This window comes from Pseudomonas sp. GW823-FHT02C05, assembly GCF_058797595.1.
On record NZ_JBXAJU010000003.1, the window covers coordinates 262,970 to 277,446 of the forward strand.

Annotated in this window: 6 protein-coding genes; 4 read left to right on the forward strand and 2 right to left on the reverse strand. The window is 51.9% G+C overall.

The genetic code is table 11. The annotated features are described in order from the left end of the window. Positions 1 to 13 precede the first annotated feature (13 nt). Together ectB and AC1RGE_RS17550 are read left to right on the forward strand one after the other, a co-directional pair. A complete protein-coding gene (gene ectB, locus AC1RGE_RS17545; protein WP_019094259.1) occupies positions 14 to 1,336 on the forward strand; it encodes a diaminobutyrate--2-oxoglutarate transaminase in 1,323 nt (440 codons plus the stop codon). Beyond that, positions 1,326 to 2,231: a DMT family transporter gene (locus tag AC1RGE_RS17550; RefSeq protein WP_011063237.1), complete on the forward strand. Its 906-nt coding sequence runs from the start codon at positions 1,326 to 1,328 to the stop codon at positions 2,229 to 2,231. Before ectB ends, AC1RGE_RS17550 begins: the two co-directional genes overlap by 11 nt. 96 nt (positions 2,232 to 2,327) lie before the next feature. Here the strand turns inward: AC1RGE_RS17550 and ppk2 are convergent, their stop codons facing one another. Next, positions 2,328 to 3,224, reverse strand: coding sequence for a polyphosphate kinase 2 (gene ppk2, locus AC1RGE_RS17555; RefSeq protein WP_161466650.1), 897 nt, complete (start codon positions 3,222 to 3,224; stop codon positions 2,328 to 2,330). Positions 3,225 to 3,650: 426 nt separating this feature from the next. Between ppk2 and AC1RGE_RS17560 the strand changes: the two genes are divergently transcribed. Together AC1RGE_RS17560 and AC1RGE_RS17565 are read left to right on the forward strand one after the other, a co-directional pair. Further along, entirely contained in the window at positions 3,651 to 4,319 is a 669-nt protein-coding gene (locus AC1RGE_RS17560; protein WP_011063235.1) for a M35 family metalloendopeptidase, read from the forward strand. A gap of 1,695 nt (positions 4,320 to 6,014) precedes the next feature. Next, positions 6,015 to 13,541, forward strand: a complete 7,527-nt coding sequence (locus tag AC1RGE_RS17565) for a CHC2 zinc finger domain-containing protein (protein ID WP_492584744.1) — start codon at positions 6,015 to 6,017, stop codon at positions 13,539 to 13,541. 62 nt (positions 13,542 to 13,603) lie between these two features. Here the strand turns inward: AC1RGE_RS17565 and AC1RGE_RS17570 are convergent, their stop codons facing one another. Next, a complete protein-coding gene (locus AC1RGE_RS17570) occupies positions 13,604 to 14,467 on the reverse strand; it encodes a coiled-coil domain-containing protein (protein WP_239690406.1) in 864 nt (287 codons plus the stop codon). Positions 14,468 to 14,477 lie beyond the last annotated feature (10 nt).

The window sequence follows — 14,477 nt, forward strand, 5'->3', positions numbered from 1 at the left end:
GGATATTTCAGAAATGGATGAGTTGGGCGTATTTGCGGATGTGGAGTCTTCGGCGCGCAGTTACTGCCGCAGCTTTCCGGTGGTCTTCGACCAGGCCCAGGGCAGTCATCTGTATGACCTGAAAGGCCAGGCCTATATCGACTTCCTGAGCTGTGCCGGGTCCGTGAACTATGGCCACAACCCCAAGGCGGTGAAGGCCGCGGTGATCGACTACCTGCAACGGGACGGCATCCAGGCCGCCCTGGACATGCACAGCCGGGCCAAGCAGGAGTTCATCTACAACTTCCGCAAGATCATCCTGGCGCCCCGGGCCCTGCCCTACAAAATGCAATTCACCTCGCCCACCGGCACCAGCGTGGTGGAGTCGGCGGTCAAACTGGCGCGCAAGGTCACCGGGCGCCGGCACATCGTGGCCTTCACCAACGGCTTCCACGGCATGTCCAACACCTCCCTGGGGCTGACCGGCAACCGTGACAACCGCCAGCCAGGGGTGGATCCCTATGTGTTCCGCATGCCGTTCGACGGTTACCTGGAAGGCCTGGATTCCATCGCCTACTTCGAGCGCCTGGTCAAGGACAACAGTTCCGGCATGGACCTGCCGGCAGCGGTGATCCTGGAAACCATCCAGGGCGAAGGCGGGATCAACGTGGCTTCGGCAGAGTTCCTGCAGCGCCTGCGCCAGCTGACCGCCGAGCACGGCATCCTGCTGATCGTCGACGACATCCAGGCCGGCTGCGGCCGCACCGGGACCTTCTTCAGCTTCGAGCCCTCGGGCATCACCCCGGACATGGTGTGCCTGTCCAAGTCCCTCAGCGGCTACGGCTTGCCGTTCGCCCTGCTGCTGCATCGCCCGGAACTGGACCAATGGTCCCCTGGCGAGGACAACGGCACTTTCCGCGGCAACACCCTGGCCTTTGTCGCCGCCACCAAGACCGTGCAGGAGTTCTGGAGCGACGACCGCCTGGTCAAGCACATCCAGGCCAACGAAGCACAGCTCAAGGAGTGGCTGGCTGAGGTGACCGAACGCTTCGCCGGGCATATCAAGGATGTGCGCGGACGCGGGCTGTTCTACGGCATCGAGTTCCACGACCCGGCCCTGGCCGCCGCGGTGATGCGTGCCTGCTTCGCCCGCCGCCTGATCATCGAGCGCTGCGGTCCGGTGGACCAGGTACTCAAGCTGATGCCGGCGCTGACCATCAGCAGCGAAACGCTGCAGGCCGGCCTGGCGAGCATTTTCGACGCCATGCAACAGGTGCTGGAGCAGGGCAAGTTAAGTGACCCGGACCAGGACGTCGATCCTCTGGTCTTCATTAATGGAGTCGCGCATGTCGACTAATACCAACCGTGCCATCATCGAGCTGACCATTGGTGGCTTGATGCTCAGCCTGTCGGCGCTGGCGGTGGCCTTTGCCCACATCGGCGCCGGTGGGGCCGGGTTCTACCGCATGCTGTTCGCCTCGATCCTGTTCTTCCTGCTGCTCAAGGTGCGGCGCATCCCGGTGCTGCTCAAGAGCGCCAAGGCGCAGCTGTACACGGCCCTGGCCGGGGTGTTCCTGGCCATCGACCTGGTGCTCTGGCACCAGAGCATCTACATCGTCGGCCCGGGCATCGGCTCGATCCTGACCAACTGCCAGGTGTTCTTCATGACCCTGCTGGGGCTGTACCTGCTCAAGGAGAAACCGTCGATCTACTTCCTGATCTCCATCACCCTGGCGTTTATCGGTCTTTACCTGTTGCTGCTGCCGGAAATGACCAGTGCAGTGGGCATCAAGGGTGTGGTCTATGGCGTGCTTTCGGGCCTGGCCTACGCCATTTGCGTGTATTTCCTCAAGGTCAACACGCAGTTGCCTGACGGTGGGGGCGACAAGATCGCACAGATGCTCAACCTGAGCCTGTGGGCCGCGCTGGTGCTGCTGGTGTATGCCCTGGCCATGGGGGAAAGCCTGGCCATCGTCGATGGGCAGACCCTGGTGATGCTGATCATCTATGGGGTGATGGTGCAATTCGTGGGTTGGTTGCTGGTCAACCGCTCCATCGGTGCCATCAGCCTGGGCCTGGCGGGGCTGATCCTGCTGCTGGAACCGGTGATCACCTACTTCGTCGATGTGGCGTTTCTCGGCAAGGCCAGCTCGGCGCTGCAGATCGCGGGTGCGCTGCTGACCATCTTTGCGGTGTACATCGGCTCTATCAAACCACCGGAGAAGGTGACGCCGGTGACCGAGGCTGCCTGAGGCCTCGAGCTGATCCAGTGCTCTGATTCATAGATCCGCTCGACTTTTGCTGCGCACAGACCCGCCTGTCTGCGCGCAGTTTTTTTTGCCCGGGATTCAGGCCGACAAGGCCAGGCGCGTGGCTCGCGGATCTGTCGCAGCCTGGGCCTGGGTGCCTTCATCTTCTTCCAGTACCCGCGAGGCGCGGCCCACCAGCAATGGGTCCGGGGCGTGGGCGACTTTCAGGTCCTTGCCCGGGTAGTCCAGCTCGTGCAGGAAGTGGCGGATACAGTTGATTCGCGCGCGCTTCTTGTCATCGGACTTGATCACCGTCCAAGGGGCATCGGCGGTGTCGGTGTGGAAGAACATCGCCTGTTTGGCGGCGGTGTACTCGTCCCACTTGTCCAGGGACTTGATGTCGATGGGCGAGAGCTTCCAGTGCTTGAGCGGGTCGTCCCGACGGGAGATGAAGCGGCGCAGCTGTTCTTCGCGGTTCACCGAGAACCAGAACTTGAACATCAGGATGCCGCTGTTGCACAGCATGCGCTCCAGCTCCGGGGTCTGGCGCATGAACTCCAGGTATTGCAGGGGCGAGCAGAACTCCATCACCCGTTCCACCCCGGCGCGGTTGTACCAGGAGCGGTCGAAGAAGACCATTTCCCCGGCGGTGGGCAGGTGCTGGATATAGCGCTGGAAGTACCACTGGCCCTTTTCCTGTTCCGAGGGCTTTTCCAGGGCCACGATCCGCGCGCCGCGGGGGTTGAGGTGTTCCATGAAGCGCTTGATGGTGCCGCCCTTGCCAGCAGCGTCACGGCCTTCGAACAGCACCACGATGCGCTGCCCGGTTTCCTTGACCCAGCTTTGCACCTTGAGCAGTTCGATCTGCAGTTCGTTCTTGGCCTTTTCGTACTCGGCGCGGCGCATGCGGTTGCGGTACGGATAATTGCCCGGCAGCGCAGCGGACACGCTGTCTTCGTTGGAGCCGCGCGGCGCGCTGGCTACCTGCAGGGCCATGGGCTTCTGGCTGATGGCGCTGATCTCGGCCTCGGCGGCTTTCACCGGTGCAGCCTTGCTCGCTGTGCGTGGGCGACGCGGGCGCGGCGTTGCGGGTTTGCGCGGGGTGCTCTTGGAAGGGCTGGCGGAACTGGCTTCCGGCAAGGCTTTGGGTTGGGTGCGGAGGGTGGATTCTTCACTCATATAAGGAGGGCCTGTGCGTCTCGTTCAAATGTTCACTTACAAGTGTATGGCCCTCAAACGTCGGCTCTTTGACCTCCATCAAGGATGTGCCCGAGAGATGCTTGTATCAGGCGCGCGGGGCCCTGGCGCCGGCTACGGAAGCAATTCCTGCTGATGCACCGCGAGCCTCGGGAATCCAATGCGAGTGTCGCCCCTGGCAGGGGGAGCGACATTCCTCGGAACCTGCATGGAAGGATGCTGAATATGGATACTGATACCGTTGTTCATTCAAGCCGCCGTCGTCTGGCGCGTCGCTGGCAAAGTCTGTTGCTGCTACTGGGCCTGGGTGCGCTGGCGCAATCGGCGCTCGCCATCAACGTGGCGTTTGACGGCTCCTGTGCCACCCAGGCTGACCGTACCGCGGTGAGCAATGCGGTGGCTGTCGCTACTACCTGGTCGACCAATGCCTACAACCAGGTCAACAACAATGAAGCGACCTTTCGCCGCAATCAGGACCTGGCCTACCGGACCTGGTTCGGTACCTTCAGCCAGGATCGCTACCAGCGGGTGCGTGCAGTGCTCGACGGGGTGCGTTTCAAGCTCAACAGTGGCAACACCCTGACGGCCTATTGCCGGGTCAACCCGAATGACCCTTGCGACGCGCCCGGGGATATCGCCGCCACCTACGTCAACGCCCGCGGGGACGTGCAGGCCTGGTTCTGCACGGCATTCTTTGCCCTGCCGCCGCGCGTGGGTTTCGATACCCAGGCCGGTACCGTGGTGCATGAACTGACCCATTCCATTGGCCACACCACCGATATCCCCGGCGCCTACGGCGTGGCGGGATCGCAGAACCTGGGAGCCAACCGCCCGAGCGACGCGGTGGAGAATGCCGACAACTACGAGTACTACGTGGAGGACTTGTACGACTGAGCAGGGCGAGGAAAGAGGCCCGCAACGGGAGGTGTGCGCCGTGCTGGCACTTTTCTGCAGGCGAAAAAAAAGACCTTGGATTTCAAGGTCTTTTTCATGTTTGGTGCCGAGGGAGACTGGAGTCTTCCATGCAATCCGTGGCCTACAGCTTAATTGAATAGTTAGGGATACACGCAGGGATACAGATTGCTTGGGCCTATGATCGCAGATCATAGATTTAGGCATAAAGCACCCGTAACCAGCCGTGCATCCCTAGCAACCTAGCTGGTGTGGCAAGGATTGCAGCAGTAGTAGCAACCATTGATTCGCAGGTTCGCGTTTACGGCTCGAGCAGCGTTTACAGCACCGATACAGGTGAGATGACTTCCTAGTGGTACCTGATTCTCTGGCTGCGGCATAAATCTGCATCCAATCGTCGTGTTGTGCACTTCGTAGTCGCCGTTGGGTTGAACGTTTCTGTTCACGATAAATGATTGCATTTGCTAGTCCTCGCTTCCGTGTGTCGGATCGGTAGTGACTCAACATTTTTAACCATGTCTGTTGTGCTGGCTGAGATACGTGATGACCAGCAGGGATGGAGGTTAGCTGGGAGATGGCAAAAAGCAATCAATCGCGAAATGCCGCCGGGGACCCTGGGACTATCTGAAGAATACGGGGTCGGAAACCCGCGTGATCGTGTCAGCGAAAGCTTTTACAGCTTACTGAAATTTCAATGTTGAAATTGAAAGGATGTTCAGGGGGAAAGGGCATCGTTACCTGATCGGTAAAGGTGAGCATTGGTGTTGTAGATCCCGAACGTTTGGATACCGTCAACCTGAGTGACTGTGTCAAGCACGTCAACCTGTCAACCAACGTAGAAAACTCAGCCGCTAACCAGGTGCGGCGGGTTCTCTGCCCCGCGTCTTTCAGATTTGCTCAGGGTCCCCGGCAACCTCTCAAGACCTTGTGCATTTGCACTGATGAACTGTGTGTTCACCCGGTTCACCAGTTCACTAAGCTGGGTACTTTGTCGCTAACACAGTCCCGCGGGTTTCCGACCCCGTGTTCGTATGCATGAGTCAGGGCCCCCAGCCTATTTTTTAGGGCTCATACCATGTCGTTTTAGAGCCGACGGAGAATCGTCGTTCGCTGAAGGCGCTTTATAGAAAGGGGAGTGGGGGGCTGCGTTCTCTAAGAAAACGATGTAACAGGTGTAACTGGTGTGACGTATAGTCTTAACTTATTGTATTTATTGAGAAAAATACGCGTAACACGGTTTTGTGAGTGTTCTCACTACGCGTGTAACAAAGCTCAACTGTGTAACACTGAATTACCTCAAGCAAAGTCCTTGCAGGCTGCTCGTAAGAGTTAATTGAGGATTAGATGAACCACAGGTTTCGACTACATATCCTCTTTTTCGAGTGTGGAAGCGACCGTGGTGAGATGATTCAAGTGATTTCAAGCATGAGCCATGCTGCTAATGTTTGATTGCAAAGCCGAAGCTCGGGAGCTACGTTGTGATGCGGCGCCGATAGCAGGCGGTATCTTCTTCCGATTTATGCCGACACACGCCGAAAACGACGCGGTGAAGAACGATGAGATAAGACGTCAAGAATACTACGCTGGAAGCGGGAGGATTCTCCCGTGTAGGTATGTCAAAGTTCGATAGCTTCATTACATACTTTGCTGTGGATAATTTTAAGAAGGGAAGAAAAATTGCCTAGGATTGACTACGAAAAACTGCTTCAGAATGTCTCTATTGAAGATATAGCCAATCGTCTAGGCATGACGCTTAAGAAAACGGCTGTGAATCAATTCAAAGCTCTATGCCCTTTTCATGATGATAAAACACCCTCTCTATTAATAGACGCTAGACGAGATAGCGGTAGGCAGCATTTCTATTGCTTTTCTTGCGGAGCGCATGGGGACGCCATTGATCTAGTTAAGGAAAAGCTGAATCTTGGTTTCAAAGATGCAGTCGAATGGCTTTCCCCTAGCACGTCGATTGCCCGTAGTGGGGGGCGAAATAAATTAATTGAGAGAAATAGCACTGCCCCTGCTGTTGATCTTTCAGCGCTTCAGTTTGGATACAATTTATACAAAAAGGGATCAGATCATGCTGCACTAGATGCTTGGATCAATGAGCGTCGACTTGATGCTACTGTTATAAAGCGCGCCGGTTTTGTGTACGCGCCACGTAATTTTTTATCCCGAGCGCTTGAGACAGAAACCAACCGATCTGTCAGGCGCGAATACACTGGCGACTTAGAGGATGCGTTTCTCATCCGGAAGTTGATTCCAGGAGTAACTGCAGAGATGCACCTGCCGTTGAATTCCGGTAGTGAGTCAATAAATAGGTATAGTGACTTTTTTATAGCGGACCGAGTAATATTTCCAATCCATGATGAAAAAGGTCAGTTGCTAGGATTGGCGGGCCGAGCTTCGAGAAGTGCTGCTGGATCAACAGTGCCGAAGTACCAATTCACGCGTGAATTTCCTAAGTCAACCGTGCTATATCGAGCAGACTTCGCCTTCAAGCTTGTGAGAAGTGAGGCGAAGAAAGGTAATAAGAACATAGTCGTTTATTTGTGTGAGGGATTTCTTGATGCACTTCGGTTTGAAAGTCTCGGGTTTCCTGCTGTTGCAATCATGGGAAGCTCAATTAGCGAGCCTCAGGTCAGGCTTCTTCAAGCTTTAAGTGAGTCCCTACCAAAGGCTACGACTTTAACTGTTGTTGTTAGTTTCGATAGGGATGAGGCCGGCTTGCGGGGCGCGGCAGATGCGTGCTTGAAACTCATGAATGCTCCAGTCGAGTGTGCCTTCCTATGGCCGACGGATCTCCAGCTTAAAGAAATTGGCGTCAGTAGTGAAAGCAGAAAAGATCCAAACGACTATCTTGAACTTTGCTCCGGAGAGTCAGCGAAAATTTTATTACAGAGCGCAACATATCCGCCCCATCTTTCCATTCTCGCATACTCCTTTAGTACTACTGCTGAGGATATTTTAGATGAAGATGTATGGGGTGCAGCGCCGCGGACTCGTAGATTTAGGGCCTTCAGTCAAGCGTTTAGTCAGATCGAAAAATCGATAGGGTCTGATTCCAAGGAGTATCTTCTGCGGTCGCTTTCACACACTGACTCATCAAATAACATTCCTGTTTTTGCAGAGTGGCTGAGCTTCATTAGTGAGTCTGCCTCTGAAATTAATAAGTCGTATTCTGATGATTTTCTAAACAATGCAGGCGCACGTCTTAACCACTCTCGCATACTTGCATACATGGGGTCGAGACGAGGTGAACTTCCGTGTGATGAACCGCGTTGGGAACGTTTAGATATTGCCGCTACAGCGTTCAATACATTGTTGACGGATCGCTTGAAAAACATACGAGCCAGTGGGCCAATCGGTACTTATAACGCAGTCTGGGTGCCTCGGTCTTTCGGTGGTTCAGAGTTTAGGTTGAAGATTATGCCTCTCCCTGAGGACTTGATTGTTCAACAGTATCTACTAAACGAGATTCTTACTGAGCGTTGGGATCATGAAGGTTTTACTGATTTCCCGTTTAGCAGGAGAATACCTGCGGTACGCTACTATCGAGAGAGTCGCAGAACAGTTACTACGGGCTTCGATATCAAAGGTGACGGAAATGGCGAAGCATTAACTTCGCAGACTCTCAGTTTTGCCTATCAGATCGACATGGATGTACTTGAAGGGCGTCAGCCTGCAACAGATCAAGGGATGTATCGTCCGTACGCTGAGTGTTGGCGTGATTTTATGGCCTCCTTAACCAAGCAGGCCACAGATATTGGATATGTTTACTCAATAAGGTTAGATGTAAAAAGGTATTATGATCGTCTTCGGCGATATGTCGTTCGCGATCGATTGCTAGCACCGCTTCAATCTGCAATATCATCGGTCTCTGATAATACTCCAGAGTTCGCAGAGCTACTTAAATTTGATACGCAAAACCCAAATGCTCCTGCCAAAGCAGCTTTTGTTCTTGATAGGCTTGACGAGCATCTATTTGGTGTAAATTACGCAAGGCCTGATACGGGGCTTAGTGAAGAGACTAATCCTTTAATGGGGATTCCACAGGGGCCAGTATTATCTGCCTGGATTGGTTCAGTAGCTTTGTTTCCAATCGATGAAGAAGCTTATCGCTTCATGTCCGCGCTAAATGTTGATTCCAAGCGCGTTGGTTATGCTCGATATGTGGATGATATCGTGCTACTCGCAGATGATCCGGAGACTTTGGCTCACTTGAGGGAGGCTGTTGATCGGTGTGCCCGTAAGCTTGAACTGACGCTCCTTGCGAAGGCTGACGAAATTCCGGCGATGAGCGCCGAGGATTTTGCTACATATATTAATCAAGGAAGAGCTCTTGCTGCCTATGGACCAGCATGGGAGCCACCGTTAGTCGGTGATGGTGAGTCAGGTTGGGATTTCTGGTCTGCGGCACCAGCAACTGATCGTCAGTCAGCTTTGCATTTACTGCATAACGTAGAACTATACAAGGCATCTAAATCAACACTCTTGCAAACTGTTAAAACTGCGTTTCAGGCACCAGACCTTCGTGCATCAGAGCTACCCAAGGCTGCAAGATTAATTTGGTACTCAATTGCTGTAGAGCAACTTGGGAGTATTGAGGCTGCTGAGGTTTTTTCTCAATATATAGAAACTTGGGATCACTGCGTGCACGATGCAGCTTGGAGCCTTCGACCTGAGGAAAATGAGTGGGAATCACCCGTTTTGTTCGCGCTCGAAGGCCTCGAACATTTAATTGACAAGCAGGCTCGCGATATTGCGGAACTTTCCGCTGAAGAGAACGCACTAAGACGACGTCGTATTGCATGGCTTGCTGATCTAGTCTTAAGCACGGCATTCGAAGCCTATGTGTTTAATTCAACACCAGGTCCTCAGCATCAACTTGATGTGCGTTTGGAGCTTGTGCGCTGGAAAGCAGCGCGGCTTCTGGGGCGGCATAAAAACTCAGAAGCACATCTACACGTAGAACGATCTAAACTGGTACAAGTCTGGCAACCATTTGAGTGGATGCATGAAGCAGTAGCATTGCTTTCAGATGCAGACCAATCAGCAGAAGATCCACTAACTCCTTTTGTCGCCCCAACTGAAGATCATGTGCGGAAGGGCACAATTTCAGGTTTCGCCGCCGATGTGTTTATTGCATTACTACCGGGAGACGATATTCGTTCAAAGTTTTTAAATGATGGAAGTCAATCGGCGGCGATAAATATTGCTTTGCAAACCATTGTTAGCATTGTTTCGAAAGAGCAGCTGCCAGTGTGCTTGAGTCGACGTAATCACCTCATATGGAACACCACAAAAACTAATGTCGTGAATCGGCTAATACTTCCACCTTTGCCAGGTATTAAAACGTACCGTCTTTTGTCATGTCTAGGAAGCAGTGCAAGCGAAGATGGAACGGTATTAGTAGATGCAATCGAGGCTCTCGATTTTTCTGCTGTGGCTGCCGCTCCGGCCTTTATCGGTGCAGATAATGGTAGCGTAGTCCGGTTACTGAATACTGAGTGGATGTCTGTACCGCTAGCTGGCTCTCTGACTCGGCTTCGGAGCGATTTGCCAGCGGAAGATTATATTAATCTGCGCGAGCGGGTCCTACCAGTAAACATCAACGTGTCCACCGAGACTTTAAAGCTTGCTGCGAAATTGTTCAGATCAGTTGCACAAGTGGTCATTTCCTATTCGGAGAATAATGAGGGCAAAGAACTGGTTCCTGCGTGGCCCTACATTGCAACTGATCTCAATAAGCAGATGTATTATCTAATCGCAGAGGGAGTATCACGAGATGAGCTCGGTAACAGAGCTTTTGTACGTGATGGCGGAAGAGCTTTGCGGACGGCTGAAGTACCTATCTATGAAGCAAGTCTTTGGAGGGTCGGCGTTGCGATTTCAGATTATCTGGGCCTTTATGACGATGTCTCCAAATTTGGCGATGCTGAATCGGATGTTGCACTTGACGCTGTAGCACTAACAAACCCTGCTCGATACGTTCTTCGAGCGCAACTTCGTAAACTTCGAGGAGCGTATGCTGACTCCCAAATAAGCAAAAGAAGAAGTGATGATGGTTTATTGCCTGCCACTGTCAATCGCTCTCTGCGCTTGTTAGAAACATTTCCAGAGCAACTAGAAGACTCTCTAGATCCGATTCTTTATGTCCTCGCCTCGGAAGCTGAGTCGGCAGGCATGTACCTGGCATTTCGCGAGAGTTGGAAAAGCAGTGATGCCGCGTCATTTTTGGTACTGTTAACAAACAAAGTTCTAGGGCGCCTACCTCTATCAGTTAGTCAAGTGCTTGCAGTAAGTGATGAAGGGGGTACCGGTGTAAGGCGTGATCTCTTTGGTTTACTGTGTTTTTCTAAACGGCTGTTTTCTGTTTCAATGGAGTCCTCGGTCTCTGAAATTCCATCATGGAAGGCATTGCGTGCAGGTGTTATCAGCACAGGTATAAACGTGGCTTTTGAAGGGCTGATTGCTTCTCTACGAAGCCATGGGGCATTTGAACGGTATGAGAATTTTGATTTTCCAGAGGCTTGGGGTATTCCTTCAGCTCCGCCTCATCTCTTGGAGGAAAAATCAGCCTCAGACAATGCAATCCAATCAAACAGCAAGGTCTTATTGATTGAACAATGTCGTAGGTTAGTACAGCATCTTGGACATCGATTGGTTCAAGATAATTTAGAGCGGCTATCTGACTCCCTATGTGAGCAATTAGGGATAATTGCTAAGGCACTTGCTTCAATTGACTATCATGATAACGAGGCTGACTCTTTTCTCGAGTGGCCATTTGAAATGTTGAGTGATAATTGTTTGGGGTTGCTCAATCTGGAGTTGCTAGAGTCTGTTGTGTTGCTGGTTAGAAGGATAGATGAAGAGCTTGGTTTTGAGTCAATAACAGTAGTCGAGAAGTCTTATGGTTATAATCCTCAGACAAAGCGCTTCACCGATTCAAGAAACGGAGTCAGGGATGTCACTTCGTGGATGATCTCCCAGTTTCCCCGGTTCTCTAAGCATATTGAAGAAGTAACTCATGATGGGCGATTTTTGCGAGTTTGGTCAGAAATTTTTGATCGTGAGAGTGGCAAACTTTTATCTGTCTCCGCGCTTGGTGAGCCATTTGCTTCGATCGCTATTATTAAGCCAGGTATTGATACTTCTCTCCAGGTTGAAGTGGTAGAGGAAGAAAATGGAAGTGGCTTAGTACCAGCGATAAGGGAGGAGGATTATGAATTTCACACAGATTCCATAACTGGGGCTGTCGGGATCAATTCGCCGTCTGTTTTTCCCTTGCCACGAGCTTCCATGTCAACTAATAGTGTTCATGGTGATGAGGAAGGTGCGGTAGGTGGTTTAGTTGAGGATGCTTTATTAGAATTTAAAAATTCACCTTCCTGCAATACTGATATTCCTGTGGGAAACGTGGTTGAGCACGGTCTGGGCCGCGACGCTAATGCATTTAGAAAACAGCAGGCAGAGCAGTGGACTCGGCGCGGTGAAGCTTGCAAGCCCAGAGGGCTGGTTCGTATTGCATTGCTTCAGGCTGACTTTGATTTGACGTATCAGCACCCTTTCGTCGAGGCTTGCCCGACGCATTGGCCTTTTGGTTCAAAGGTCAATGAGGGTATCTCCTTGAATCTAAAGGTTAATGCTGACTCGAAATATGGGCGATTGCTGAATGCCGCAGAAAGGCACGATACCGCACATATGTGGACAAAATTAGAATCTCTGCCTAGTTGGTCAGAACACCGCCGTCGCTCGATTCTGAAACGTGTCGTGGATACATGTCAAAATTTCGGGGTGGACTTGCTTGTTCTTCCTGAATACTCCGTAAGACGTGAGACAGTTGAGTGGTTGAAAACGTATATCATAAATAAAGGTGTTTCGGTTTTGGCTGGGACGTACATGAATATATGTGATAAGTCTGATGAAAATCACTTGTCTGCTCCACTGACGTTGCTCTGGCCTTTGCCTAAATCGGCGTCGAAAGTGTTTCTTGCTTCCCTGCGGAAGAAAAAATTGGGTTCCGATAAAGACTATGATGCGTTACAGCGGGGGCATGTTCTTGAGTTCTCGAGAAATAAAAAATATCGCTCTATCGCATTAGAAGAATTTTTTCGACCTTCTGCTTTGCCGTTGAAGCCCTTATTTAATTCAGGGGAACTCGCAAGCAAACTAGAAAGTGTTATCGGATTCGAGCCGTCGGCCGATGTTATTACTCATCTATTCACAGAGGCGAAGCTCCCTCTCAAGTATCTTTTGGAATTAATATGCTCTGAGGCTTTCTTGGTCTCCAGTCCGGCTAATTACATTCAAATGGGGGAGGACCTTAAGGCAATGTGGCGTAGATTTGGCCGGCCAGCGGAAATTGATGAGGTTTTTAGCGATCTTAAGGCATTGTCCGAGAAACTCTCGATCACTGGTAATGGGGCTGAGGCACGAAGATCAATTCTCGCGGTACCTGCAGCCACATCGCGTTCTGCCGACTATTGGTTCGCTGGACAGTCCGGATTCTTGGCTGCGGGTACAACAACGGTATTCTGCAATAGTATAGATGGTAAAACTCTCGTAGGTGGGAGCTGTTTTATCGGGCAGGGAAGTTGGAAGTCTGAAGAGACTACAATGGGTTATCTTGCCAAGATAACTCCTTATCACGGATGGTCTAAGGGGATTTATTACAACAATAGAGATGATGCTTTAAGTAAGAATGATCAAGCATTGGTGATTGCAGACGTGGATCCGCATAATATGCTCGAAGGTAAACCTCGTGCTCAGACGATGCCGTCTCCACTTCAGCTTGTAGCTTATTTGCCTTTGGTCGAGTCTATTGACTGGGAACGTACGCAATCAAATTTACTTAAAGTTCTTTCCATTTCCCTACCCGAAAGCGTTCTTGCTTCAAAAGAAAAAAGCAAAAAGCGTCCGCAAGACGAGGGTGAATTCTGGAAGGCGGTTGGGCGATCCAAAGACACGCTTGATGAGACAAATCTTGGTGACCTGTGGCGGAAGTTTCCCGATGCGACTCCGCTTTTGTCTCGCGCAAAGGCTCATCATAATAATGGGGATATGCAACCGAACGCACCAAAAGGCTCTCTTGGGCTATTCGCCGCGCCTGCATTTTATGACTGGATCGATGTGAGTTTAACGTTGACGGAGCATCAGGAACTTCCATCAATCGCTGTCCACCCATGGAAGGCCCCCGAAGATTAAGTGCCTGTTGCGATACCTTGCAACCGAATATAAAACAGCCCGCGAATGCGGGCTGTTTTGGGTTAGGCTGCGAGTAGATCGGCTAAAGAAATTTCACGTGCGGCAGATGCCAGATCGGAATGAGCAAGGCTTGAATGAAACGGACCGAACCGTGGTACGTCGAGTCTGGATAGAGCATCCCCGATCCCACCTTTCTGATAGCTGACGGCAAGTATCCGTGCGCCTATAGCTATGAGTTGATCTGTAACGGCATTCCACTCTTCGTCTAACGTAAGCCCTACAGCCCTCAGGGCCGCATTTTTGGCTTCGTCTGCTCGCTGCTTGGCGTTTGAGATTTGCGTTTCAAGGGAGTCAAGTTCCGCCTGTAAAGCCACGAGGATGAGCTCCTGCCTTCTAACGTGCTCATCTGTGGTTGCGAGTTGCTTGGCCGCCTTCTGAATTTCACCGTTGGCAGCTTTCTCGCCTTCGCTGTCGCCACTGGCGAGACTTCTGGCATACAGACTCGCAGCGTCTCTTTCTGCTTGCTGCGCTTTTTCCAGGGATTGCTCCGCATCCGTCTGAATCGTCAGAAGGCGCTCATTCAAGTGCGACTGTGTCCGTTCTAACGCTTCGACCTCAGCAGCAGTTTCGGACATGGTTTGGATCGACTGCGATTTGATCTCGTCAACCTGCTCCATGCGTTCTAAGTACGCGATCTTTTTATCGATACGTTCAATTTCGGATGGGATGTCTCGTAAGCGGCTGTTGGCAGATGATAGTCGCTCCATAGCTTCACGCCCCTCAGGGCTTCCTATCATGTTGCCGTTCGGGCTGTAGTTGCTGGGGGCGTTGCGCCATTCGGCCTCCAGAACAGTAAGACTGTTTTCGATGGTTTCGCGCTCAGCGACCAGAGCGGCTCGTTGCTGTTTCAATTCATTCATTTTCATGTTTATGGTC

What these genes read in the sequence shown, in the direction of transcription:
- AC1RGE_RS17550 (WP_011063237.1), top strand. Translation starts at nt 1,326, where the DNA reads ATGTCGACTAATACCAACCGTGCCATCATCGAGCTGACCATTGGTGGC.
- AC1RGE_RS17560 (WP_011063235.1), top strand. Translation starts at nt 3,651, where the DNA reads ATGGATACTGATACCGTTGTTCATTCAAGCCGCCGTCGTCTGGCGCGT.
- ectB (WP_019094259.1), top strand. Translation starts at nt 14, where the DNA reads ATGGATGAGTTGGGCGTATTTGCGGATGTGGAGTCTTCGGCGCGCAGT.
- AC1RGE_RS17570 (WP_239690406.1), bottom strand. Translation starts at nt 14,467, where the DNA reads ATGAAAATGAATGAATTGAAACAGCAACGAGCCGCTCTGGTCGCTGAG.
- ppk2 (WP_161466650.1), bottom strand. Translation starts at nt 3,224, where the DNA reads ATGGCCCTGCAGGTAGCCAGCGCGCCGCGCGGCTCCAACGAAGACAGC.